36 protein-coding genes are annotated in these 24,213 nt (G+C 35.8%); 20 read left to right on the top strand and 16 right to left on the bottom strand.

The features are described from left to right. Positions 1 to 195 precede the first annotated feature (195 nt). The 4 genes from ACR30L_RS12190 to sbcB form a co-directional block, all read right to left on the bottom strand. Positions 196 to 453, bottom strand: a complete 258-nt coding sequence (locus tag ACR30L_RS12190) for an HPr family phosphocarrier protein (RefSeq protein ID WP_435234527.1) — start codon at positions 451 to 453, stop codon at positions 196 to 198. 481 nt (positions 454 to 934) lie between these two features. After that, a complete protein-coding gene (cysK, locus tag ACR30L_RS12185; protein WP_435234526.1) occupies positions 935 to 1,900 on the bottom strand; it encodes a cysteine synthase A in 966 nt (321 codons plus the stop codon). A 237-nt stretch (positions 1,901 to 2,137) separates the two neighbouring features. After that, on the bottom strand, positions 2,138 to 2,704 hold the full coding sequence (locus ACR30L_RS12180) for a hypothetical protein (RefSeq protein ID WP_435234525.1): 567 nt from the start codon (positions 2,702 to 2,704) through the stop codon (positions 2,138 to 2,140). A gap of 48 nt (positions 2,705 to 2,752) precedes the next feature. Continuing rightward, positions 2,753 to 4,207: an exodeoxyribonuclease I gene (gene sbcB, locus ACR30L_RS12175; RefSeq protein WP_435237903.1), complete on the bottom strand. Its 1,455-nt coding sequence runs from the start codon at positions 4,205 to 4,207 to the stop codon at positions 2,753 to 2,755. A gap of 145 nt (positions 4,208 to 4,352) precedes the next feature. Between sbcB and ACR30L_RS12170 the strand changes: the two genes are divergently transcribed. Next, positions 4,353 to 5,522, top strand: coding sequence for a tyrosine-type recombinase/integrase (locus tag ACR30L_RS12170; RefSeq protein ID WP_435234524.1), 1,170 nt, complete (start codon positions 4,353 to 4,355; stop codon positions 5,520 to 5,522). Positions 5,523 to 5,589: 67 nt separating this feature from the next. Beyond that, entirely contained in the window at positions 5,590 to 5,757 is a 168-nt protein-coding gene (locus ACR30L_RS12165; RefSeq protein ID WP_435234523.1) for a hypothetical protein, read from the top strand. 196 nt (positions 5,758 to 5,953) lie between these two features. Here ACR30L_RS12165 and ACR30L_RS12160 read toward each other — a convergent pair whose 3' ends face one another. The 10 genes from ACR30L_RS12160 to ACR30L_RS12115 form a co-directional block, all read right to left on the bottom strand. Further along, a complete protein-coding gene (locus ACR30L_RS12160; protein ID WP_435234522.1) occupies positions 5,954 to 6,226 on the bottom strand; it encodes a hypothetical protein in 273 nt (90 codons plus the stop codon). Positions 6,227 to 6,441: 215 nt separating this feature from the next. After that, the gene (locus tag ACR30L_RS12155; RefSeq protein WP_435234521.1) at positions 6,442 to 6,666 is read right to left on the bottom strand and encodes a hypothetical protein; all 225 of its coding nucleotides are present in this window, start codon (positions 6,664 to 6,666) and stop codon (positions 6,442 to 6,444) included. Continuing rightward, the gene (locus ACR30L_RS12150) at positions 6,663 to 6,881 is read right to left on the bottom strand and encodes a hypothetical protein (RefSeq protein ID WP_435234520.1); all 219 of its coding nucleotides are present in this window, start codon (positions 6,879 to 6,881) and stop codon (positions 6,663 to 6,665) included. Before ACR30L_RS12150 ends, ACR30L_RS12155 begins: the two co-directional genes overlap by 4 nt. Further along, complete coding sequence (locus ACR30L_RS12145) at positions 6,878 to 7,105, bottom strand: hypothetical protein (protein ID WP_435234519.1); 228 nt, start codon at positions 7,103 to 7,105, stop codon at positions 6,878 to 6,880. Before ACR30L_RS12145 ends, ACR30L_RS12150 begins: the two co-directional genes overlap by 4 nt. A 10-nt stretch (positions 7,106 to 7,115) precedes the next feature. After that, positions 7,116 to 7,373 carry a hypothetical protein gene (locus ACR30L_RS12140; RefSeq protein WP_435234518.1) on the bottom strand — a complete coding sequence of 86 codons (258 nt, stop codon included), beginning with the start codon at positions 7,371 to 7,373 and terminating at the stop codon, positions 7,116 to 7,118. A 2-nt stretch (positions 7,374 to 7,375) separates the two neighbouring features. Next, positions 7,376 to 7,624: a hypothetical protein gene (locus ACR30L_RS12135; RefSeq protein WP_435234517.1), complete on the bottom strand. Its 249-nt coding sequence runs from the start codon at positions 7,622 to 7,624 to the stop codon at positions 7,376 to 7,378. Positions 7,625 to 7,700: 76 nt separating this feature from the next. Then, positions 7,701 to 8,519, bottom strand: coding sequence for a DUF2303 family protein (locus tag ACR30L_RS12130; RefSeq protein WP_435234516.1), 819 nt, complete (start codon positions 8,517 to 8,519; stop codon positions 7,701 to 7,703). 48 nt (positions 8,520 to 8,567) lie between these two features. Next, on the bottom strand, positions 8,568 to 8,915 hold the full coding sequence (locus ACR30L_RS12125) for a hypothetical protein (RefSeq protein ID WP_435234515.1): 348 nt from the start codon (positions 8,913 to 8,915) through the stop codon (positions 8,568 to 8,570). Between the two features lie 38 nt (positions 8,916 to 8,953). After that, positions 8,954 to 9,103 (bottom strand): hypothetical protein, encoded by a 150-nt coding sequence (locus ACR30L_RS12120; protein ID WP_435234514.1) that lies wholly within the window; start codon positions 9,101 to 9,103, stop codon positions 8,954 to 8,956. A gap of 217 nt (positions 9,104 to 9,320) precedes the next feature. After that, complete coding sequence (locus tag ACR30L_RS12115) at positions 9,321 to 9,947, bottom strand: LexA family protein (protein ID WP_435234513.1); 627 nt, start codon at positions 9,945 to 9,947, stop codon at positions 9,321 to 9,323. Positions 9,948 to 10,032: 85 nt separating this feature from the next. Here ACR30L_RS12115 and ACR30L_RS12110 point away from each other — a divergent pair, with 85 nt between their 5' ends. From ACR30L_RS12110 to ACR30L_RS12070, 9 genes are read left to right on the top strand one after another with little or no spacing between them, the layout of a single operon-like run. Beyond that, positions 10,033 to 10,233, top strand: a complete 201-nt coding sequence (locus ACR30L_RS12110) for a YdaS family helix-turn-helix protein (RefSeq protein WP_435234512.1) — start codon at positions 10,033 to 10,035, stop codon at positions 10,231 to 10,233. A gap of 42 nt (positions 10,234 to 10,275) precedes the next feature. Continuing rightward, positions 10,276 to 10,707, top strand: a complete 432-nt coding sequence (locus tag ACR30L_RS12105) for a phage regulatory CII family protein (RefSeq protein WP_435234511.1) — start codon at positions 10,276 to 10,278, stop codon at positions 10,705 to 10,707. Beyond that, entirely contained in the window at positions 10,704 to 11,036 is a 333-nt protein-coding gene (locus ACR30L_RS12100; protein ID WP_435234510.1) for a hypothetical protein, read from the top strand. Before ACR30L_RS12105 ends, ACR30L_RS12100 begins: the two co-directional genes overlap by 4 nt. Beyond that, entirely contained in the window at positions 11,033 to 11,311 is a 279-nt protein-coding gene (locus ACR30L_RS12095) for a helix-turn-helix domain-containing protein (protein ID WP_435234509.1), read from the top strand. Before ACR30L_RS12100 ends, ACR30L_RS12095 begins: the two co-directional genes overlap by 4 nt. Beyond that, positions 11,308 to 12,162: a helix-turn-helix domain-containing protein gene (locus ACR30L_RS12090; protein ID WP_435234508.1), complete on the top strand. Its 855-nt coding sequence runs from the start codon at positions 11,308 to 11,310 to the stop codon at positions 12,160 to 12,162. Before ACR30L_RS12095 ends, ACR30L_RS12090 begins: the two co-directional genes overlap by 4 nt. Beyond that, complete coding sequence (locus ACR30L_RS12085) at positions 12,159 to 12,806, top strand: replication protein P (protein WP_435234507.1); 648 nt, start codon at positions 12,159 to 12,161, stop codon at positions 12,804 to 12,806. The genes ACR30L_RS12090 and ACR30L_RS12085 overlap by 4 nt, the downstream gene beginning before the upstream one ends. Continuing rightward, complete coding sequence (locus ACR30L_RS12080; RefSeq protein ID WP_435234506.1) at positions 12,803 to 14,002, top strand: tyrosine-type recombinase/integrase; 1,200 nt, start codon at positions 12,803 to 12,805, stop codon at positions 14,000 to 14,002. The genes ACR30L_RS12085 and ACR30L_RS12080 overlap by 4 nt, the downstream gene beginning before the upstream one ends. Further along, positions 14,002 to 14,202, top strand: a complete 201-nt coding sequence (locus ACR30L_RS12075) for a hypothetical protein (RefSeq protein ID WP_435234505.1) — start codon at positions 14,002 to 14,004, stop codon at positions 14,200 to 14,202. The genes ACR30L_RS12080 and ACR30L_RS12075 overlap by 1 nt, the downstream gene beginning before the upstream one ends. Continuing rightward, positions 14,190 to 14,576, top strand: coding sequence for an antiterminator Q family protein (locus tag ACR30L_RS12070; protein WP_435234504.1), 387 nt, complete (start codon positions 14,190 to 14,192; stop codon positions 14,574 to 14,576). Before ACR30L_RS12075 ends, ACR30L_RS12070 begins: the two co-directional genes overlap by 13 nt. 31 nt (positions 14,577 to 14,607) lie before the next feature. Here the strand turns inward: ACR30L_RS12070 and ACR30L_RS12065 are convergent, their stop codons facing one another. Both ACR30L_RS12065 and ACR30L_RS12060 read right to left on the bottom strand, forming a co-directional pair. Further along, positions 14,608 to 14,982: a hypothetical protein gene (locus tag ACR30L_RS12065; RefSeq protein WP_435234503.1), complete on the bottom strand. Its 375-nt coding sequence runs from the start codon at positions 14,980 to 14,982 to the stop codon at positions 14,608 to 14,610. A 218-nt stretch (positions 14,983 to 15,200) separates the two neighbouring features. Further along, positions 15,201 to 15,395: a hypothetical protein gene (locus tag ACR30L_RS12060; RefSeq protein WP_435234502.1), complete on the bottom strand. Its 195-nt coding sequence runs from the start codon at positions 15,393 to 15,395 to the stop codon at positions 15,201 to 15,203. Positions 15,396 to 16,017: 622 nt separating this feature from the next. Between ACR30L_RS12060 and ACR30L_RS12055 the strand changes: the two genes are divergently transcribed. The 9 genes from ACR30L_RS12055 to ACR30L_RS12015 all read left to right on the top strand — a co-directional run bounded on the left by ACR30L_RS12055 (position 16,018) and on the right by ACR30L_RS12015 (position 24,134). Next, entirely contained in the window at positions 16,018 to 17,052 is a 1,035-nt protein-coding gene (locus ACR30L_RS12055) for a DUF2806 domain-containing protein (RefSeq protein ID WP_435234501.1), read from the top strand. A gap of 516 nt (positions 17,053 to 17,568) precedes the next feature. Then, the gene (locus tag ACR30L_RS12050) at positions 17,569 to 18,414 is read left to right on the top strand and encodes a dCTP deaminase domain-containing protein (protein WP_435234500.1); all 846 of its coding nucleotides are present in this window, start codon (positions 17,569 to 17,571) and stop codon (positions 18,412 to 18,414) included. Positions 18,415 to 18,626: 212 nt separating this feature from the next. Further along, positions 18,627 to 19,163: a GNAT family N-acetyltransferase gene (locus tag ACR30L_RS12045; protein ID WP_435234499.1), complete on the top strand. Its 537-nt coding sequence runs from the start codon at positions 18,627 to 18,629 to the stop codon at positions 19,161 to 19,163. Positions 19,164 to 19,340: 177 nt separating this feature from the next. Beyond that, positions 19,341 to 19,922, top strand: a complete 582-nt coding sequence (locus ACR30L_RS12040) for a hypothetical protein (RefSeq protein WP_435234498.1) — start codon at positions 19,341 to 19,343, stop codon at positions 19,920 to 19,922. A 615-nt stretch (positions 19,923 to 20,537) separates the two neighbouring features. Next, positions 20,538 to 21,323 (top strand): hypothetical protein, encoded by a 786-nt coding sequence (locus ACR30L_RS12035; RefSeq protein ID WP_435234497.1) that lies wholly within the window; start codon positions 20,538 to 20,540, stop codon positions 21,321 to 21,323. Next, on the top strand, positions 21,313 to 21,723 hold the full coding sequence (locus ACR30L_RS12030; RefSeq protein WP_435234496.1) for a hypothetical protein: 411 nt from the start codon (positions 21,313 to 21,315) through the stop codon (positions 21,721 to 21,723). Before ACR30L_RS12035 ends, ACR30L_RS12030 begins: the two co-directional genes overlap by 11 nt. A 566-nt stretch (positions 21,724 to 22,289) precedes the next feature. Beyond that, a complete protein-coding gene (locus ACR30L_RS12025; protein WP_435234495.1) occupies positions 22,290 to 22,469 on the top strand; it encodes a hypothetical protein in 180 nt (59 codons plus the stop codon). Between the two features lie 194 nt (positions 22,470 to 22,663). Continuing rightward, positions 22,664 to 22,993 carry a hypothetical protein gene (locus ACR30L_RS12020; RefSeq protein ID WP_435234494.1) on the top strand — a complete coding sequence of 110 codons (330 nt, stop codon included), beginning with the start codon at positions 22,664 to 22,666 and terminating at the stop codon, positions 22,991 to 22,993. Positions 22,994 to 23,438: 445 nt separating this feature from the next. Beyond that, positions 23,439 to 24,134, top strand: coding sequence for a hypothetical protein (locus tag ACR30L_RS12015; RefSeq protein WP_435234493.1), 696 nt, complete (start codon positions 23,439 to 23,441; stop codon positions 24,132 to 24,134). Positions 24,135 to 24,213: the final 79 nt, after the last annotated feature.

Raw genomic sequence — 24,213 nt, 5'->3', positions numbered from 1 at the left:
AAAATCTAAGTAATACGTATTAATTATGTAACCACTCAGCACAATCAGATTTAAATAATAGTTAAAGAAATAACAAGATATTGTGTTGCTTATCTGAAAAGCATAAAAGCAATTAGGTTTGCAACACATCAACACGTGCAAACCTGTTATTATTGCTTAAAATGTAGTTTTAAGTGCGGAGTAATTAGTTTGTAATTAAACTAAAGTAGCCATTAATGCTACTAGGGTATCAACTGCTTTTTGCTCATCAGCGCCTTCAGCTTTGATGTTTACAGATGTACCTTGAACTAGACCTAAAGTTTGTAGTTTAAACAAGCTTTTAGCACTTGCAGATTTTGTACCAACTTCAACAGAAATATCAGATGCAAATGTTTTTGCTTCTTTAACGAATTGTGCTGCTGGGCGAGTGTGAAGACCATTAGGAGCTGTGATAGTAACAGTTTTTTGATACATGAGATTACCTTAAGTTTTGTTTGAGAAGTATGCAGATTATTTGTTATTTAGCTAAATTGTTTAAATAACAAAAATCCAATTCAATAATTTTAGAGTGCATATGATAACTGAATATTTATATTCTAGTAACAAAGTAACGAGTGAAGATACTCAAAAGTTTGAAACAGATCATACTTTTTAAATGTTACATTTTATTTTTATTTCCTGCATAAATATAACCTACAGGACGCACAGTTAATCATATAAAAAAATTCGCTAGAATAATCCTAAATTATACCGATGAGGTCAATCTGTTTTTACGGTTAATCCGAGGAATTATGTAAAAAATTGTAAATGCATTATTAGCAAGACACAATTAAGTGATTTTTAAGTAAATATTATAGCTTTATATTGATATTTGGTGATTTTTTAAAACAAAAAAAGATGTACAAGACACCTTTTTTATTTGTTGTTGTTTAACTTTTATTGTGTCGAGGGCGGTTTATTGGAACTCTTCGCCATCAAAAATACCCGCAAAAAGTGCTGTTGATAGGTAACGTTCACCAGAGCTTGGTAGAATAACGACGATGTTTTTATCTTTGTATTCAGGTTGCTCTGCTAATTGTGCTGCTGCAAATACTGCTGCACCTGAAGAAATACCGGCTAAAATACCTTCTTCTTCCATTAAGCGACGACCCATTTCAATTGCTTCTTCGTTACTAACTTGTTTAACAACATCTATTAACGATAAATCTAAGTTTTTAGGAATAAATCCTGCCCCGATACCTTGGATTTTATGTGGACCTGGTTTGATTTCTTCACCAGCAAGTGCTTGTGTAATTACAGGCGATGCGGTTGGCTCAACTGCTACACTGATAATATCTTTACCCTGTGTTTTCTTGAGGTAACGGGTTACACCGGTCAATGTACCACCAGTACCGACACCTGCAACGAACACATCAACTTCACCATCGGTTGCATCCCAGATTTCTGGACCCGTTGTCTTTTCGTGAATTTCAGGGTTAGCAGGATTATCAAACTGTTGTAACAATAAGTATTTATTAGGCTCAGCTTTAACAATTTCTTCAGCTTTATTGATTGCGCCTTTCATACCCAGTGCACCATCTGTCAGAATTAAGTTCGCACCCAATGCTTTTAATAATTTACGACGTTCAATACTCATTGTGTTTGGCATTGTTAATGTAATTTTATAACCACGTGCTGATGCCACAAATGCAAGCGCAATACCTGTATTTCCGCTAGTTGGTTCAATGAGTTCGATATCTTTGGTTAGTGTGCCTTTTTTTTCTGCATCCCAAATCATATTGGCACCAATACGACATTTAACACTGAAACTTGGGTTACGACTTTCTATTTTTGCAAAGACATTACCAGAAGCAACGTTATTTAAACGTACAAGTGGTGTGTTACCAATAGTTTGTGAATTATCACTAAATATTTTGCTCATTGTAGTTCCTCTGATTTACTGCTGTGTGTTTAATTTGATTTAAGGATAACCTATGTTAGTAATTACTGAAGTGAAATTTTGTTATAAATTATATACTTTAGCTATATGAGCAGATTGAGAGATGTAAAAAACGAGGATTGTTTAAAACAATGATGGTGATAGAAGGAGTTATTTGCAATCGATGACAGTTCACAACGAGTATATTGGATTAAGTATATATCATGATTATTAATAAAATTAGAAATCCGTTTGAAAGCCCACAAGTGCTCGGCTACTTCCATACCCTGGCATATCGTTATTAGACATGATTATTTTTATTTTACTGGATTTCCCCGTGTTAAAACTAACACCTGCACCTAAAGCTAAATCATTATTCAATATATCAGTTTGCTGAGTATTTAGCATAGAATCGTATAAAGCATGATCTCTAGAAAGATTGCTTAGATATTGTTGCGATAAATCACAAAAGTTGCCAAATAATTCCAGCTGAATTCCTCTTCGATTATTTGCAATCAGAGGAAGGGAAAACACATCGGATTGTAGACCGTCTTTAAAAGTACTCTTCGCAATATCTGTATTAAAGGTTACTTTACTATAAAAAGAAGAGAAGACATTTTCTAAATAACTGTAAGTCGCTTTAGGAATACGAGTCATTGTACTTAATTCAAATGTAGCGTCTTGATTAGGTACTTTAAATGATTTTTGATAATCGGGAGTAAAAATATTCGTTGAAGGTTGAACTGCAAAGCAATGTGTAGCAGAAAATAGCATAGCTGAGCATATTAATTTAGTTGTGTACTTCATACTATTTCCTTTTTGTTTATTGGATTAATGTTTATATCTTATACTAATTTAGTATCGGCTGTAATTTAAAAAACTTAAATAATTGTGAAGTTGCTGTAATAGTTCAATTTTTTCAGGTTGATTTTGATATTCATAAGCAAGTGCATCTATCTTTTCAATAAATGCTTGGCTGTGTTCAAGTAAGTATGCTTGACAGTGTCTTTGCCATTTTTCTTGCTCTTCAATAGTTAATGATTGTGGGGCATTTCGAGCACGGTAATGCCATAGCAATGTTTTTAATCGAGGATCTGTAAAATTAAAGGCCTGTTTGGCAAGTTCATCCCAACTACTATTACTGACCTTTGTAATCAACCCTTTATCAGCATGTGAAAAAAATCCACCTGAATATAACATTTCTTCGGGTGAGACATTTTTTCTTGGTGTTGACTCCTGTGCAAAAACTTCCTGACATTTAATCGCTAAATCAGGATTTTCTTTTAAAAAATCTAATGAAATTCTGCATTGTTTGCGATCTATACCTAACTCTTCCGCACGATCTTCGGTGAGGGTTTTTGCCGGCGCCACAATTGGGCATTTATTAATATGAATTAATTTAATAGCAGGGCGACTAATTGATTCGGGTAAATCCACTGCAGGGGTATACATATAAGTACGTATCTCTTCAACGGACAATGTTTTAAGGTTATTGATATCTTTATTAAGATCGATAGCAATTACGGCATTTTTATTAAAAGGATGTTCTGCGATGGGAAGTACATAAGATGCACAACCTTGAAGGGCCGGAAACATACCAGATATATGTACAACGGGTGTAAAACTGCCTAGTTTTAACGTGTTTAATACGTTATCTTTTTTACGAAGGCTGAAACAATAATCATATAATTTGGGTTGTTTCTCTTTAATCAGTTTAGCCATGGCAATAGTTGCATATACATCGCTCATTGCATCATGCGCACGAGAATGGATTAATTCATTTTCTTTGGTTAATAATTCCAATCGAAACGAAGGGACATCATTTTCATCTACAGGCCATTGAATACCTTCTGGGCGTAATGCATAGCATGCACGAACAAGATCAATAATATCCCAGCGTGAACATCCATTTTTCCATTCACGTTGATAAGGATCTAAAAAATTACGATATAAAGTAAAACGCGTGACTTCATCGTCAAATCGAATGCTGTTATAGCCAACCACACAGGTATTGGGCTGACTGAATTGTTTGTTAATTAAGGTTATGAAATCGCTTTCAGATTCTCCCTGTTGTAAGGCTTGTTGTGGTGTAATCCCCGTAATTAAACAAGCTTCAGGGCTTGGTAGATAGTCATTGGGCGGCCGACAAAACCATTCATTAGCAGGTGAAATGACATTAAGGTCGAGATCCGTTCTTATACCGGCAAATTGTGAAGGGCGATCAGCTCCGGGGTTTAATCCAAAAGTCTCATAATCGTGCCAGTATAAAGTTGGCTCATTTTCTGTATTGTTCTGTGTTATTTCTTGCAACAATTTTCCCCTTCCAAACCTTATTCTTACTGTTCTTTCTTTAAATTTGTGCAGCTTTTTGTAAATTGCTATTATTATGTCTTATTTCTTTAAATTGTACCTCAGCTTGTACCTTTTTTGGTATTGCTTTGTACCTCGGTGACATATGGCCTTAACTGATTCAAAACTACGTAATATAAAAGCACCATACACTGGTAAGCCTGAAATATTTGATCGAGATGGTTTAACTGTTCGAATCAGTAAAACGGGTGTGATCACTTTTTATTTTCGTTTTCAATGGATTAGAAAGTCACAACGTATGAAGCTCGGCCGTTATCCTGAGATTAAACTAGCTGAAGCAAGAGCGCAAGTGGTTAAGTTGAGGCGGGAAGTATTTGAAGGTAATGATCCTCGACATTTAGTGACTGGTGTATCTGAGCATATGCTATTAGGCAATATTGCTAATGAATTTCTCAATTTACGCGTCGATAAAGAACTGAGTGAAAATTCTAAATTACTTTATCACTCTACGGTCAATAAATATGTTGTGCCGAATGCCTCCATTAATGTGGAGCGTTATAGTTATACGCAATGGATCGCTTTTTTTGATCGTATTAATAAAGATACGAGTCCAGAAAATGCAGGCAATCTTTTAAGGCGATTTAAAACAATGGTTCGCTGGGCCAAATCTAGGGGGCGTATAAAGCAATCTTCATTGTTAGATATTCCAACTTTGGCGATTGGTCATCACCCTCGAAAGCGAGAAAGGACACTCGAATGGCATGAAGTGGCAAAGTTATGGCGTGAAATAGAAATGAGCAGGGCGTCAGTTAGTTGTAAAGTGTGTACGCAACTCCTTATTTTAACAGGAGCTCGTAATAGTGAAATAAGAGAAGCTAAAGTTGATGAATTTGATTTAGAGAGAGGTGTTTGGATATTACCAATTGAACGCGCTAAAACTAAAAAAGCGATTAGAAGGGCTTTATCGACTAAAGTCATTGAGTTGATTAAATCACTCGAGTTACCTTATGGTCGTGACCGTGAGTTTTTAATTCCTGGTCAGTCTATTAAACAACCTTTAACTTCACATGCGCAAAATCGTTTTGTTCAACGGTTAAATGATCGAATGAAGCTTGAGCGTTTTGTTCCCCATGACTTTAGACGAACGATTGTTACTCGTCTAAGTGAAAATGGAATAATGCCCCATGTAACAGAGAAAATGCTCGGTCATGAATTAGGTGGAATAATGGCTATATATAATAAGCATGACTGGCTTGATGAACAACGCACTGGTTATGAGTTATATTGGGATTTGTTAGAAAAAGAACTTTTATAAAATATGTTTATTACAGTCTCGTTATTTTATTCAATTTAACTGTTAATAATAAGCAAGTAGGTTAATTATGTTTTCTATATTAAAGAGCAAAACTAAAAAAGTTTCTTCAACGGCATTGTCGGACTTTGTTAATAAATCCTCTCTGGATGAAAAGAAAAAGGTATTTATCGCTGCTATTCATCAATCTAACGCGGCTCAGAATAAAATTATTCAACAAGCGGCAGAACAATATTAATATATACTTTAATGGCTGTTGTGCCTTTTCTATATTTTTTCGAAGGTTATATAATTCCCTCTAGCCCATCGCCATTAATCTTCAGGTGCCGCTTTACTTTTCGGCATCAGGCTTATTAAGCTGTCCATCAATAATTCGACGACTAATTTTTAGGATTTCTTTCAATTGGTGACTGGCATTGCTTGTTTTAAAAGATTTAAATGTAAACTTCCTGATATAAACTTACATTTAAAGCAATTTCTTCTTTCATATCTTCGATGGCATACGTTAACAAATTCACGCTTTCTAGTTTATGGAAATAATTTCTGATGTTACTAGCAGTCTTGTTTCCATAAAAAGAGATTCGATGAAGTACTTTGTCTTTGATTAAATCGTCCTCACAATTTATGTATATCTTTATCGCTGTACTTATATTTTTATTATATCTACCTTTAAAAAATGGATGAAGAGCGCCTTCTATATCATTCATTAATGTACCTCAAAAAAACGTTAAGTAAAATTTGAATGAATTATAGATATAGATCACAAAATAGCATAATGATCAGCATCAATTAATATATGATAAAACGTATTATTAAAAGAATTCATAGTTATAAATAATAAACGACAAAAAAAGCTAAATAAGTATGTTGTAAAATACATGCTATTTCACTTGTTGATAGTGAATTATCGGATTAGAGTTTTTCACTTGGTTACTGCTTGTTTCTTGTGTTCACTCTGTATCACTAATAGTGTGATGTAATCGCCAGGAAGTTGCTCTCCATTTATTTTCAAACATCGTTCTACTTTTTCTGCATCTCGTTTACTGAGTTGTTCATCAATAATCCGACCACCTATATTAAGTACTTCTTCACAGGTGGCCGGTGTATTTTGATTATCGGGTATCCAAACAACGGTGAATTTATTCATAATTGTTTTATCGAATCTTCCCAATCGTTATATTCGGTGTCGATAAACTCTTCGGGAGCACGAGTAATCTTTAATTGAACTTGAATTTCTTCTTTGCCGTTTATCAAAACACCTAATGCTACTTCATTATTTGCATAGTCACCATTAAACATATCAGTTAATAGTGATTCGATATTATTAACTGCTTGCTCTGCTACCTCAATTGCGCCGCTCATGCATTTTTCCTACTTTCAATAAATTTCAATACATCCTTTAATTGGTATTTTGGTGCTCCGTTTCCATAAAGTCGAATAGGGGGCGCAATTTCTAAAAAGTTGGTTTGCTTAACTATTTTGCTGCTGAAATAGGCGCGGTTAACTCCCATTATCTCCGTGAGTTCTTTTACATTGATAAGGCGTTCTAAACCTAGTTCATTTTTTGTGTTAATTGTAGTGCTCATTTTAATCTCCTTACGCTAATTGAGGTAATGGCATCCATGCTTTTAGCTGGTCTGCACATTCATACTGTGTTTCAAAAAAAGTGTCATTCCATTGGCCTTCATAAAGATTAACTTGAGCTAAAGAGAAGACCCATTGTTGTTCTGGTTCGTTCCAAGTTGCTGTTACGGGTAAAGGGCAATCATCGAAACAGGCTAGTATTACATCTTTCTTTGGTGCTGTTTTGGGCGGTTGCCAGCCAGTGGTTGATGTTGTTTCTAAGTCTTCCATTTTTATCCTGCCTTTTTAATCGCATAACATTCTAAGCTGATGTTCTTAACCCATTTTGTCGGTTGTTTATTTAAACTATTTATTACATTTACTTCTTGGGTGATGAGGTTTTGCTTGATCATGAAATCTATCGTTGCATTAACCAATTTTGGAGCATGGTCGAATGCTAATCGGTGTTTCATCTCTTCTACGGTTTTACCCGTAGTGCAAAATATCAATAGCGTGGTGACGATTTGAAAGTTAAGTTTCATGGTGTTGCCTTACATTTTCTTTGGTTGGTGTTGTTGTTTTGGTACCCTCATTGATAAGGGCACCATGGTTTAATGGCTAATCGATTGAACCGATGAAGGTATCAATATCATTATCTACAAAGGCATTGACCAGAAAGTCTTTAAACTCATTAACGATCTGCTCTTTCACCGTTTCTAGTTGAATAATGCGTAAACATAACTGAGGACGATCACCACCGGTTAAAATATTGACGCGAACGGTAAAGTTGTATTCACTTAAGCCAAGGTAGGGCGTGCAGATAAACTGAATTTTGCTTGGTAGCAGATCTTTACCTTTTGCTTCGATACGCTCCATGGCACTCATGCTTTCACCAAAGTCTTCCACTTTTGAAGTGACTTCACGCGCGGTCTCAATAGTTAAATCACGTAAACGTTGTGCGGCAACGGCATTCGGAATAACTTCCCCTTCACTTGAAAACACAGTGATCACATCTGTCCAGTCTTCGATAAACTCAGAAGCGGTTTTTTGGCTCAAACGTTCACCGTCAACATTCAGAACCGCTTTATATTGTGCTGTTTTTTCTAAGGTGAGGGTGCTTGCATGTTGTTGATGACCTGGTGCTAATTCCGTACCCAAATCGAAGACTGTTTTTGCACGCATTTGGTCTGCATTGATAAAGCAAGTGGCGCCGGCTTGTTCAAACTTTTGTGAATAGGTAATGAAGTCAGCTAAGCTGCTGGTATTCATGCCTAAACGATAGTTAGCGCGATTTTCCATAAAGGCTTCAAGATTGCTTACTTTGAAGTCTTGGGGGGTAACAATACAAGGTGTTTGTGTACCGATGGCTTTTAACTGCTCAATGATTGCCGGAATATGTGCCGATGTTTGAATTTGTTGAATCGCTTCTTTTTGCATTAGTTTTCTCTCTTTATAAGATTGATTAAAATGGTTATCAGAAAATAATTACTGAGTAACGGCTGTCAGATTAAACTGACCGCTAAACTCTTCTTTTGGTTGGTCAATGCTGAGCATGCCGCCTTTACCTACGTACATGGGTGTTTCAGTGGTGGTTTGTTCAGACTTCACGCCGCGTTTTGTAATGGTGATGTGGCTTAGTTTGCTAGCAATCATTACCTGGTTGTTGTCACCGACTTGTGAGAATGACAATTCAATGTTTACCTTGCCTTTACGGTTTCCACCGTTGTGAATAATTTGACCTAATGCCACATCACTTAACATGTGTGCGAGTTTTTCTTTAAACATGCCAGCTTCTAATTCACTGACAAAGCTATCTACATTTGTTTTGCTCATGACGAGCTCCTTTGCTTTGCTTTGGTTGGTGTTGTTAATTAATGTTTTGTTTCGTGCTTAGTTTTTAATTGTTTACGAGTCCAATATTCACGACGGTTATCCCGCACTCGAATCGTTGTATCGAGTGTTGAAATTGGTACAGGTTTATCTCTATTCGTTAACAGTTGTGCTAGTGCTATTTGTTGCATTTTGATCCCCTTCGTTTAGTTAGCGTGGGAATAATATACACATAAAGCTATAATTTAGTCAACACATAAAGCTATAATTAATGTGTTTTTTATTTATTAAAATTTAAATAATGGTGAGAAAAGTCACTATAAAAAGGTGTAGAGGTTACTAAAAGAGGATTTGTAGACAATAAAAAAGGGTTGTTAACCCTTTGTTTTTAAGTTGAAGAAACTTTAGTTATAGTGGGCGACCGACAAAGATGACTACTCCGACAATGGTACAGTTTCCGTTAATGGGTTGTATTGGTGTTGGCCATGCAGGGTTTGTTGCTTTTAGATATTTATGGCCACCTTCTATAATTAGCTGCTTCAGTGTTGCTTCATTTTCATCATCTAAACGGGCAACTACATATTTACCATTAACAGCTTCAATTGCTGGATCAACAAAAATAAGTTCGTTTTCGTTAAAAGTACCAGCCATGCTTTGCCCGCGCACTTTTAGGAGAAATGTTTTATCACTGCATTTGACTGGACAGGGGTAATACTCCGCATCATGGCGGTTAATTTCATAAATCGTAGTCCAATCACCTGCTTGTACCCAACTAATGACTGGATATTGGCCATGTAGTTCCGGCCCTTCCTCTACATTGCTTGCTTCTGGGAGAGGTGAACCTTTGCCTGTAAGTAGCCATTCAGCGTTACATTGTAATACATTAGCTAACTCAAAAATTTTTCTAGGTTTTTGAGTTGTCCCATCTTCAAGTTTGTGGATGGCATTTTGAGAAACTCCAATCCTTTCAGCAAGCTCTTCTTGGGATAAGCCGAGTAATTTTCTACGTGATTTTATTCGTGTACTTATATTCATATATACATCATTACAACTTTTTGTGTTGTTGACAAATAGCTAAATGTGTTTAAAAATACACAATTAGCTATATTGTGAGGGTTGTATGTCTGCAATAGAAAAATCTGTGAATATTATCGGCAGCCAAACCAAGGTTGCTCACATGCTTGGTGTTAAGCAATCGTCAGTTTGGAATTGGATTCATCGAGGTCGATTACCTGCGAAACATATTCGCAGAGTTGCTATCGCTACCGGTGAACAAATTACAGTTAATGACTTACTCAAAGACCATGAAAATATTAATTAACTAATAAGTATTTGTAACTATTTAAATTTTAAGGAGTAAACAATGGATAGTCTGGATTTAGCCATTCACCAAATGGCACACGTCAATTTACCGCAATTGGCAAAAACAATGGGTATGAATGAACAAAGCTTACGTAACAAGGTAAGTCCAACCAATGAAATAGCAAAGTTGTCAGTTCAGGAGTGGCGGTCAATGATGCTGATCACACAGGATATTCAATCTTTACGTGTATTAGCTGCCGAGTTCGATTTGCAACTGGTGGGGGCAGAAGTTCAAAGCACGTCGGTTTTTAATGCGTTATTAAATTGTAGCAAAGAGCATGGCGATGTGTCGCAAAGTATTCAATTAGCGTTTGAAGATAATTTCTTTAGTGAACGTGAATATTGTGCAGTCGAAAAGGAAATTCAAGAAGCGAAGGATGCATTAGATGTCTTGCTTAAATCAGTACAACAACAAAAAGGAAAACGTTTATGAGAAACATAAATGAAAAAGCCCTGCGCAAACAGGGCTCAACACTATCCACAACACCAACCAAAGCATTAGAGGTAGTGGAGGGAGATTACCAACCATTTTCTGGAATTGCAATCAGTTGTTTGCAATTCATTGAACATGAACCTTACACAGCAAGTCTACGGGTGTCTGCGGCTAAACGTCATGGCACTGGGCTGCGAGTTTCTATTAATGGGCGTGACGGTCGTGCTGCTTGCTTTCTAACAAATGCTCAACAAGTCGATGAGCTGGTGATGCGGTTAGAAAAGTTAAAAGTCGATATGTTTGGTAAAAGTGTGGGGGTGGTTGAATGATTACTAAAGTGTATGCAATGGAGTTGGGTAGCTGTACGCGCAAGCTGGTGTTACTTGCACTTGCGTTTAAAGCTGATCGCAACGATGTTTGCTCCGTCAGTTATGATGAACTTGCCGTGGCTTGCTGTATCAATAAACGTACAGCAATGCGCAATGTTAAGCAGTTGGAAAAAGCTGGCTTTATAACCAAATTTAAACCAGGCGGTAATTATACCAACGTGTATCAATTAACGCTGAGCAAGGGTGATATCTCTCTTCTGGAGGCGAACGTATGAGTTTAACGTTAGTGGCGCAAGTATTAGGCATGGATTTAGAAAGCTGTCCCCGTAAGATGGTGTTAATCAAGTTAGCTGATAATGCGAATGACAAAGGTCTTTGTTGGCCGAGTTATGAGCATTTAGCCAAACATTGCAATGTAAGCCGTAGAACTGCAATGAGACATATTGATGATCTTGTTTTAACCGGTTACGTACAGCGTTTTTGGCGTAAAGATGGTGAGCACGGTAATCGCTCAAATTACTTTAAATTAACCTTGGGAAATGGCGATATTTCAACACTTGCAATGCGTCGTTTAGAGGCTGAAAATAACAAGAGAAAAGATAATTCACCCCTAGTGTCAGAAAGTCCAACCCTAGTGCCAGAAAGTCAACCCCTAGTGTCAGAGTGTCAAAATGAACGGACAGAGAGTCAAAATAATCGGTCAGAGAGTCACCCAGAACTAGTCAATGAACCTGTCAATGAACTAGTCATTAATAATATATTGTCTAATTCCACTGATTTACCTCCCAAAAAGCACACTAAAAAACCGAAGTTTATTCGTGAGATTTTTAATCTGTATCCAGCACATCGTCGAGGAGGCACTGACCAATTGCTTTGGAAGACTTGGAAACAAGAAAAATTAACGGAGCACGATGCGTTAAATATTTTAGATTGGCTAACTCGCGCTGCGCAATCGGATCCACAATGGGGAACCAATGCTAACGGGCAGTTTGTGAATGGAATAATTAAATTTATCCGTGAACGAAAATGGTTAACCCCGATCCCCGTTATTCAACAAGCAGCAAGCAATGCGTTGGATATGGACGATATGACCTGGGCTGAGGATTTAAACGAGGGGGTATTATGAAATCTATGAATCAAATTGCGCAATCACAGTCGTTCCGACCTGCGCACATGGCGGGTGTGGTAAGTTTAAATGAGCAAGCCGCCTACGATATCAACGATATTTTTAAGTCACTCAAGGCGATTTTTCCGACGTTTAAATTAACATTTCCGGATGATGAGTCACTTCGTATTGGTAAAAAAGTATGGGTTAAAACCTTGCTAGAAGGGAAGATTACCACCCATGAGCAAATCAGAATTGGGATGAAAAGAGCGCGTGCTTCGGGTGATTTTATGCCCAGTGCCGGTAAGTTTGTGGACTGGTGTCGCATTACCGCTAGCGATATGGGCTTGCCTAGTCGTGAAGATGCATTCCGTGAAGCGATTGGTAACTTAGGGGTATTTATTACCGCAAAGTGGTCTCATCCGGTGGTATTTGAAACCGTTAAACAATCTACTTGCTACGCATTAAAAAATAATACGGAAAAAGAGGCGCGTGCGTTGTTTTATCGCAACTACGCAATCATGGTTGAGCGTGTTCGTCGAGGTGAACAGTTAGATGTATCGATACCCAAAGGTATTACAGCTGAGCCTACATTTCGAGCTGCTTCCCCTGAATTTGAGCAAACCATGCTGACCAATATGAAAAAAATGGTGGGGTTGGTATGAGCAAAACGGTCGCCGTTAAAATTTCGGATGCGTTAATTAAACGTTATGCGAAGGATCCAAGTGTTGGGACTTTGCGTGATACGCGTCATCCTGAATTACGGTTTCGTTTTAAATCGGGCGAACGTGGTTCATGGTTTTTAGTGTTGCATCAACAGGGAAAATCATCGTGGAAAAAATTAGGTAATTATCCTGCTGTTAAAGCGGGCAGTGTGTTGAAGTTTTTTCCTGATGTATTGGCTGAGCATACGTTAACGAGCCGCGCCAAAATGGTTTTACCCGAATGGGAGTTAGTTGCTGATTTATTAGCTTGGTATGAAAACAGAGTGCTATCAAATCGGTTTTTATCATTGAAGCGCAAACGTTCGATTAAGTCGGTGATCAAGGTTCATCTTCAGCCTCGGTTGGGGGAAGTGATGATTGAAGATTTAGACCATGCCTTGCTTGATGAACGATTAGTTTGGCCATTGCAAGAAAAGTATGAACTGTCAACGGTGCGTTTGATTTTATCGGTATTAAAAAAAGCCTGTAAACAAGCAAGAATGCTGAGTTTAATTGCGTTTAATCCCATTGCTGAGATTAAATTTTCTGATTTTACGGATGCACAAATTCAACCGAAAGATTGTGCTTTAAAAGCGAATGCCGTGACATTGCTAAGTGAGCAATTACGGCGTGCTGATGAAATGGAACGCACATTTGTATTAATGATTTTATTGCATGGTTCAAGAATTGGCGAAACACGTTTAGCCCAATGGAAGCATATCGATTTTGTTAAAAAAGTTTGGTTTATTCCTGCTGAAAACACAAAAACTAAAACGGCGCATACCTTGCCACTTTCTGATGTGGCCCTGAACGTATTAACTGAATTTAAAAACAATGATGCCCAAGGCTTTATTTTTAAACTGAGTGCCCAAGCTGGTATTTCTGAAACAACTGCAAACGACATTATTCAGCACGTCAGCGAACGTAAATGGTGTGCGCATGATTTAAGAAAGTTTGCCCGAACGACTTGGATGGATTTGGATATTGATTATTTAGTTGGGGAGATGCTGCTTAACCATGTGTTAAATAAAATGGATAAAACCTATATCCACACACATGCGGATAACTTGATGCGTCGTGCCCTGGTTAAATATCACCATTGGTTAACTGAACAGGGATTAATACCACAGCATGAGCCAGTAGTGGGGTGGGTGTAATGTATGCGATAAGACCGAGAGAGCATGCAAGTTTGATTGCTAATTTACCAACGTTAGAGGAACGGCAAGCCGCACTTGAATTGGTACCGGACGAGTATGTTTCGATGGTGAAAACACACCTTCGTTTAATTTTTATGTTAAGGAGAGCAGCGCGTTTAAAGGAGCAAAGTAATAGGAGTCGAAAAGCATGGGGCAAATAATTTCAAATAATACGGGGTGGTTATTGTCACAGTGGGCTAAATGGGCCAAGCAGGGGCGTTGTACTCCGAACGGTTTTGGTGAAAGCCCTATGTTTAAGGAACTCCCCGAGCAAGAGGCTAAACCAAATTTATTAATTACTGATGATGAAGCCATGTTAATTGATTCGATTATTGCTAAGTTGAAAATACGCGATCGAGAAATGGCAAAAGCCCTGGTACTTTTTTATTTCAGTGATGGTAATGCATCCCACGTGGCACGGGTTTTATCGGCACAATCGGAGCAAAAGATTAATCGTAAACGTGCCGATGTATTGGTTAAAGCCGGTACTGCTTGGGTAGATGCGGTGTTGTTTATGGGGAATATTGTCAAATAGATGCAGAATAGTGATAATTTGATTGGTGATATTATTCACTTTCTAGTTGTGAGCGAAGCCATTTTTTTGCATCATCTTCAGATTTAAATATATTAGCCTTACTGTCATACACTTTTTCTGAAATACTTTGTTGAATACTATTGCAAACAACATAAGCTGTTTTCACACACCCATTTTCTATACACCATTGATGGTAGTTTTCTACGATTTCGATGGCTTCAGGTGAACCGATAGCTTCATCATCCCATATTCCTAACTTGCCCCATTTAGTGACATTCTTATCTAAAATAAATTTCTTAATTTTATTCGTTTCTGCAAGTACTCCTTCTACATTAAAGGGACCTTTAGCATGAATAATTAAGATATTTCTTTCCCAATAAAATAAAAACTGGCCATGTCTATTCATTAGTAACCTTATTGATTTAAATCAATTCTTTCTGTAGTTATAGTATAAATTATTTCAATTAATTAAATTTATACTAATATTTTGACTGAAAAATAAAAAAGCTTATGGTTAAATTATCAAACTGTGACATTACTGATATAGAGTTGTATATGAATACCCTAGGAGAACAGTAAATAAGTATGCTGAATCTTTTTAAAAGCATTTTAGACACGGCAATATTAAGTGAGCGTATTAACATACATAACGGGTTTTGTTTTATGGTCATTGTTGTATTCAATACAAACAACTTTATAACGAAAGCCGTCAATAAATATAGTATCTAATATTTGCGGAAGAAATCCCGATAGAAAGGTTATTTCACTATCATTTTGAGTTTTAGTCAGGTACTCGATTTTATATGTTGTTTCTGGCACGACTTGATCTCTTTTATACAGTTTTATGCTCTGAATTATATTTAAAATAAGTTTATTAATATTGATCTTGATTGGTAATGAGTCTTTTTAGTTAAATTAATATAAAACTTAAAATTTGCATTATCCTTTTGATTATTCTATAAAAAATATTATTAATAAAGAATCAAGCTGTGATATTTGCGAGATGGGATTTTTTATTAATGCGCAGAGAGTCCTTTAGATACGTAGGCCACAGTGTTTTTAAATATTTATCATAGAGGAAAATATTTAGAGGTAAATTTTGTGAAATATTGCATTGATGGATAAGCATTATTTTTTGTTTGTACATGGTTATATATACAGAGTAGCTATTATTTTGTGTTTCTACCGTTAATATGGACTTTTTCCATCTATCCACATGATATCTATTTGAGTAACTATTTTAATTGTTTGATTTTACGATTTAAAAATGTATTTTTATATCAATTTTAACAAATTTATATATTCCGTGTTTCCACCGTAAATATGGAATTTTTCGGTTTAATAAGCTGTTAAGCTGTTAAGCTGTTAAGCTGTTAAGCTGTTAAGCTGTTAAGCATCTAAGCATCTAAGCATCTAAGCATCTAAGCATCTAAGGAGTATTATGGATTACCCTGGCGAAAAATTACTTGAAAAAATGTGGGAAACTCTTGCGGAGAAGGGCATTGGCTCACTATTAAGACCTTGGCAAGAAAAGCGAGTTGCAGATGCTCGAGCTGAAATACGTCGCAAAGAAATGCTTTTAATAGCACAAACTGAAGTAGAAGTTGCTTCAATAAAATCAGGGAATTCTTGTTTTCAGTTAAAACCAGATGTTAAGTCATTGAATGCCCCTGCTGATAGAGTTGATGAATCAGGCCGAATTGAGCCAACTATAGATCTTTCAGAGTTAGCTTCTATTGTAGGTAACAATGATTTTTCTGAGGCGATCCGAAAAGAAACTAATGTTGCTAAATCAATATTGGTTGCAGAAGACATTCTTAGCCAAGATCAACAAGAAGCTTCCGATACCCCACTTGAGGATGACTGGCTATTCTCATGGAGAGAATATGCAGGTAAAGTTTCTGCAGATGAATTACAAGATTTATGGGGACGAATCTTAGCTGGTGAAGTTAAGCAACCCGGTACATATTCGATGAGAACCTTAGAATTCTTAAAAGGGTTATCAAAGTCGGAAGCGGATCTAATTAGTAAAGCTGCTCGCTTCGTTATTGACGGAAGAATTTATCGTGAGAAAGAGGTGTTTTTAGAAGCAGATGGATTATATTTCTCACAGCTTTTATTTCTACAGGATATTGGGATCCTGTCTGGAGTAGATGCTCTTGGACTGACTACGACTTATAAATCGGTAGATGAAAATAAATATTATAAAGGCCTGATTGCTAGTAATAAAATTATTCTTTTAGAACATGAAAACAAAAGTAAAACTGCAGAAGCAAATGTCTATTTGCTGACAAGAGTAGGCGGAGAGTTATTGAAGTTAGCTAGCTTCGGTGTAAATACTGATTATTTTGATTCAGTTGCAATGGATTATGCCAAAAAAGGCTTCAATGTAAAAACTGCTGATTTTGTTCAAGAGACTGCTAAAACAGGACGTTTTTCTAATGCTGTAGAAGTCAAATACAAAGAAAATGCTTAACTAATAAGGATAGGTCGTGTGAGCAACGCGAACCACAACCTAATCCTATTGTTGGATAAGTCCGGCATGTTGGCACGCTCTATGCAATTGGGAAATATATTCGATGAAGTGTATTTTGTAGGTATATCAGTTGGTTAGCTTGTTTTTAGATTTATTTTTACTTCACTCAATTGTAGAGTATTTGAAGGTAAATTCCAATATTGATGATTTTTTTCTGTCGCGCAGCGACTTCGTTCAACAAGTTAATCAACTGGACGTATTACGGTTGTCATCATTTTTGCAAAAGAAAAACATGGCAAAAACAACACCAACCTACACGTCAGTTATTAGGGTTTTGAGGTTGTAGAATAACTCGTTTTTGTAAATGAATAATAGTTTGCGATTTTTAAGTTATTGTTTTATCTAAATATTAAATTTTGTAAATGGCTATCTTTTCTTGAAAACAGAGAAATTTTAAGGCCTCGTTAAGCTCATAAATAGAAATACTCAAACTTTCAAAGTAATAAAAGGATTAATGTGTTAAGTCAAATAGATATAGTAAAAGCTTTGGGTAATAGCATTAATATATTTCCATTCAAAGAAAATAACCTTAAAGAAAATTCTTATAACCTGACAGCTAGTCGCTATGCTTATGCTTCCAAAGATTCTGATGTAGAAAGGTACAAAATCAAAAAAGGAAAGAGTTGTGTGGTTAGTAAAAGTGGAGTGGAACAAATAGTTTTACTACCACATTCTACAACTTTAATGATTACCGAAGAAGTTATAGGAGTAACAAGTATTGGTGGAACATACCACTCGAAGGTTGGGCTAGCCTCTATTGGCTTTGGACATATAGGTACAATGCTAGGTCCTCATTTTTGTGGGCATTCTCTTATTGCTGTACATAATATTTCAGATGAAATTAAGCATATAAATGTTGGTGATACTTTTGCATCTATAGTTTTCCATAAATTAGATACTCCCATAATTGGTCAGAATGCGACTGTAAATGCACACTTGGATAAATTTTCTAGTTTTGGAATACTTGAAGATATATCTAAGATTAGTGAGGACTGGAAAACGAGAGTAAACGAAATATCAGATAGAATGAAACAGTCAGGTTCTTATAAAACTTTTAAGAAAAAGATCTGGAGATATCGTATAAGCGCAGCAAAATCATATCTAAATATTGGAAATGTAATCGTTCTTGTTTTAATGTTATCTATTTTCTTATCCCCTAATATTTTGGTGTTTTTATCTAAGCATCAGTATATTGAAGCTCAAACAGTAACTAGCTATCACTCTTTTTTTTATAACATTGCATTATCTGGCGTGGGCGTTTTTTTGTTTCAAGGGCTGTATTCGTTATTAAAGCGGAAATAAAGAAGCTGACTTTGTTTTCGTACCTCAACAATTTTAGTCCGCTTAAGTGGGCGTGAGGTTGTAGAACAACTCGATTTTTATAGATTTATAAGATTTTATTGTTTTCAACTTTTTGTTTTATAAGGTTATTGATTTTTTAATGGTTGTGTTTCCTTGAATGTGAGAAATTCTACAGCCTCGTTAAATGCCAATCAGATTTGATAAGGATAATTATGAAATTAGAAATAGGTGATTACTATTTACGGTCCCTAGAGGTAGCTGATTGTGGGCAATTTTACGCGTGGTCATGTGACCGTGAAGTTACGTTGTATAGCTTGTCATCATATGCCTATCCCCAGTCAAAATCAGATATTGAAAAGTGGTTATCAGACATTAATTCAGGCTCTAAAAGTGTATCGTTTGGTATATGTAGCAAGCAAAGTGACCAATTGATTGGATATGCTGGTATATCTTCAATAAGTCAATTGAACCGAAGTGGTGAGTTTTTTATTCTTATTGGAGACAAAAACTCATGGGGAAAAGGCATCGGTACATTGGTAACAAAGGTCGTAACTGACTATGCGATTCAAACTCTTGGTTTACATCGCGTACAACTTACCGCTAGCTCTCTAAATCTAGGTGCTGTAAAGTCATATGAAAAAGCAGGCTACCAACATGAAGGTATCATGAGAGAATCTGGTTTTCGCGATGGTAGGTTTGTAGATAAGATCTTAATGTCGGTCATTGCAAGTGAGTGGCAAGGCATTTAACAATCGCTTTAAGAGTGACCCCAAACGCGTGCTGGTTTCGCTTCGTTCTTCATTTTAGCACTCGGTTGGCGCACCTTAAGCGGACCTTGAGGTTGTAGAATAACTCGTTTTTATAAATGGCTGTCTTTTCTTGAAAACAGAGAAATTATACAGCCTCGTTATGTTCTAGGAGCAATTGTGGAAAATAGTAGAGTTTTGTGGCAACAAGAATTAGAAAAAGCCAAACTAGAATCAAATCAAGATAATATAAAGCACTTTACATATTTGTTGGCGACTTATTCAGATAAGTACTTTGAAAACCTACATGGATTTTTTAAAACCTTGCCAACAGATGGAGATATAACCTTACTTATATTGAAAGGGCATTTATTAATAGAGCAACAAGTAACTAAATATGTTTATAACCATTTTCCTAATCAGCAAAATTTGAAAGAAGTGTTTAAGGATACGCATAGTTTATTACAAGCAGGCAGGGCATATTGTGACCCTGATTGTAAAGAAACTATGAGTTTATGGGCTTGTTTTATAAAGCTTAACAGTATCCGTAACTTTATCGCTCACCGTTTAGATCAAACTGGCTTAGAGCATAAAATGGAAGATTTCATAAAAGTTTCTGAACAATTTATATCATTTTATCCTGACAGTGATAGCGCATATGATCGTATGTATAGTTCTATAAATGCCATTTACCAGAAAGCATTATATCTAGCGACTATTCAGGAAAAGAAATATAAGTTATATGAAAATGAGCGAACTTAGTTTCAAGTTGCTTAAACGGAACTAAAACAGTTCATCATTTTTGGAAAAAAGACTGCCCTGCTTTAGTCCGCTTAGCAAGGCGTTGTGGCTGTAGAATAACTAGTTATTCTCCAAATTATGAAAATTTTCGATTTTTAACTTGTTGTTTTAATTGGTAATTAAATTTTTAATCAAGGCTGTTTTTCTGAAAATGGAGAAATTCTACAGCCTCGTTATGATTATTGAAGTAATAGTTGAAGGATTATGACTTTTTCGTAATCTAATTTAAGTGTCCATTAACTTTTATTTAAGGAAGAGAGATATAGTCTAGTTCAAAATGACTTTATATTTAAACTGTGACATTACCGAGATGGAATTTTTTGACGATTATTGATGCGCTCAATAATCACAAGGGTTACAGCATTTTCAAATATTTATCATAGGGGAAAATGTTTAGCGGTAAAATGAGCGAATATTGTATTAATCATGTTTGTTAGCCATGTACCAATAACTAATGGATAAAGTTATATCTTACTTTTTCTTGTTGCCATTTGTTTTTTTTCTAATACACTTGTGTCAAGTTGTTAATGTAATGATAATTTAATAATCTGCTTTTATATCTAAAGGAAATTTTTGGTGAATCCAGTTGCCCAACCAGAAACAAATGAATTACTTGATGAAGTCCTTGGTTATATAAAAGAAGGCCAAATTGTAAATGAATTTTGCAAGCATCGATTAATTAAGGCTGTTAAGAATCAACCAACACTAGAGCGGAAGCATGCCCTCTTATCTCTTATATATACTAGCGTTGGTGATAAACAAAAGGCTAGAGAAAATGCTTATCAGGCTCTTAAATATATAGAACAACCTGCTACTATAACTAATGCATTAATGTCATTTCAGTTAAATGGGCTAAATTTAGATATCATTAATGTTATTCATGACAAAGTTAACTTATTAGATGATTTAAATTTTGCTAAAGTTTTTATCCCTTTTTTAATATCATTCCCGAATATATCTTGCATAGAAAGGATTGAATCAATGTTAGTTAAAACAAATAAATTGAGTAATTACTCTGATAATTGGGATGAGTTAATGATGTTTATGAAAAATGCAGATATCGCTGACAAAAAATATGGGATCGATAAAAATGTCATTGGAGAAATCTCTAGGCAAGTTGCAGGCATTACTCAAAATTTCAACGATGTTATTTTAAATTACTCTAATTTATCTTTATCACCTTCAAAAGAATGGTTCAGCTTGATTTATTATGTTGAGTTAGAGGACGAAGTTCTCACCGACTTAAATTGGGAATTAGCAGATAAAATGATTGAGATGGGGTTAGATGAATTACCATTAGTTGCAAGATTTGAAATAGTCCCATCGAACGAAAAAAGTTTAAGAGAGCAGTATGTCTGTTAAACCTGAAGACATTCTTGCTGCTGCTGAATGGATGATTGAAGGCTCTCCCTCTGAGGTTAAAATTAGAGCATCAATTAGTAGCAGTTATTATTCAATGTATCATAAAGTATTATCCATTTTATCTAATGAACCTATTAGATATGAAGGAAAGGGAATTCATGCTGCATTGATAAAATACCTCCAAACTGATGCTAAGCATGATGAAAATTATGATTTTATGACGTTAAAATCATTAGCGTATATGCTTAAGCAAGAAAAAGACTCTCGAGTAATAGCTGATTATAAACTCTGCAGCATATTAGAAATACAGAATGCAAAGAATAGTTGTATTACTGCGAAAAGGTTTTTCGAAAAGTGTGATAAATTAATTGAATCAAATTCAACATCAGTTGCAGTGTGATTGTTTATCCATTAAATAAAAAATTTGCTAATTAAGCGGGGTTGTTATTTTTATACCTTCGCATAAATTACCAGAAGCCATAATACATTATGATTTTAAGCATCGTTAATACGGTGCTTTTTTGTTTTTATAGCATTCTGTTGCCATTCTTCTTAACCTTTATAATTTTCCTTCAAACTGTGACATTACCGAGATCGTTTTTTTTGACGATTCTTGATGCGCTCAATAATGGCAAGGGGTACAGCGTTTTCAAATATTTATCATAGTAGAACATATTTAACGGTAAAATGGAGGAATATTGTATTAATGGTGTTTGTTAGCCACCGCTCAAAAATGACGACCATTTAGATCGCATTAATGTTTACGGGCTTCGAACCCCGGCATCTGATTTTGCAGATTGCATAGGCGTGATAAACTTGATTTAGGGGAGGTGTCAATAGGCAGAAAAAAACGTAGAAACATAGAAAGTTACATTACATAACACAGATTGATTGATTATTGTGCTTAATACTACTAAAATTGTATAAAGCAATTATTATTAAAAATAAACAATAGAGGTGGCCGCCATGGCAACTACATCATTCAATAAAAACTTTGTTGTGAGTGATAAAAAAAGTATCCGGCAGTTAAAAGCTGATATTAATAGCCCCCGCAAAGTATTTATTAAAGAGTATGACCGTAAAGCTGAGAACGCGAAAGGTATCAAATTATTAAAACAACGACTATCCAGCTTAGCGCACTGCTAAACGAACTTGGCAAACAAGATGTAGCCAGGCTTTTACTTTCCTTTTCTTGCTTTAAAAATCCAGACGTAGAAAGATTCCTCCACTCTACTGCTATTCGGTTTGAAGAAAGCGATATATCCCGTACTTACTTAATCTTAAGTGATGCTACTGGTGAAATCGTTGCCTATTTTTCTATCTCATTTAAAGAACTGTCTTTGGTTGATGCTGAATTATCTAAAGGTGAAGTTAAAAAGTTAGATGGCTTCAATAAAAATGCTGAAAAAACGAATGCTTTCTTGATAGGTCAGCTCGCTAAAAACTCTGCTATTGAAAACAATACTATTAACCTGAAGCATATTTTAGATGAAGTTAATTCGACGCTTGGAGAAGTAAAAGCATTGATTGGTGGGCGAACTGTACTAATTGAGTGTGAAGACAATGAGTCGTTAATAAATTTGTATGAAAAGCACGGCTTTAAAGTGTTACCCATGCAGAATAATGATGATCCATTGAAAACGATGTACACAACTTTAATAAAAAAATAAAGGGGCTAAACAGCTCCTTTTTTGTGCCTGTAGTAAAAATATTAAACATGTTTCCAAACACCAGTATCCTTTATCTAAAATATTTCCAGACCGTGACATTACCGAGATCGTTTTTTTTTGCAATAATTGATGCGCCCAATAATGGCAAGGGTTACAGCGTTTTCAAATATTTATCATAGGTGAACATGTTTTATCCCTAATTAGCCTTGTAAACGTATAGATTGCCTAAGTGAGTCGTGATTGGGTATAAGTCATACTGTTAAATATTTAAAATATCTGCTTGATAATGTGGACCCACTGAAGTAGTCTAAATCCCATAAAGTAAGATTTTTACGCCTCGACATTGTTCGGGGCGTTTTTGTATCTGCGCTAAATTAATCTGAAAAATACAATCAACCCTTTATGGCTTCGGCTATACGGGGTTTTTTTATGCCTGGAGAAAAGCATGGAACTCATTCAAATCAATCCTGATACCCAAACGATGTCATCGTTGGATTTAGCACAACTATGTGTTGGTGATAAAAAAGATGCGCATTCTGATTTCGTTAAGAAAATGAGGAAAGTGCTAGGTGAATCTATGCTCGGAAATTTTTCCGAGCTTATAAAATATGCAAAAGGCACTCGTACTATTTACAACCTGCCTGAACGTGAAGCTTGTTTAATGGCCATGTCTTATTCCTATGAGTTACAGGCTTATGTTTATGATGCGTGGCAAGCATCGAAAAAACCATTAAGCCCTAAAGAATTAGCTTTTATGGTTATCCAAGCGGAAGAAGCAAAAGAGCGTGCAGAATTTGAAATCACGCGACTTCAAGGTGTATGCAATACAATCACTGCACAATTTTGTCCTGGCGTGACTGTTCCCAAGTTCTGCAAACAATTAAACGGTGTCAATGTTCAACAAGTTAATAACACACTTATTGATATGGGATATTTACGCCGTACTAATACTGGCATTGTGCCGGTTGCTTATGCACGTGATCGTTATTTCAAAGAAGAACAAAATAAGTTTAATGGGAAGATGCGAGCTAAAGCGGTATTAACCTTGGTTGGTGCTAAGTGGTTATATCGTGCATACCTCAGTAATAAATTACCGATGCGCAGCGATTGGGATAATAAAATGTCTCATCTTGTTTTCTAGTTGAATTAAATACAATTCCTTTTTTGCCTCGTTCATTCTCCAGGTGGGCGGGGCTTTTTTATATCTATTTTTTGAGGTT

The sequence above is a fragment of the Psychromonas saccharinae genome (genome assembly GCF_051201515.1).
Classification (GTDB): Bacteria; Pseudomonadota; Gammaproteobacteria; order Enterobacterales; family Psychromonadaceae; genus Psychromonas.
Note: the sequence above shows the minus strand (reverse complement) of the source record. Positions and strands in the feature narration are given on the sequence as shown.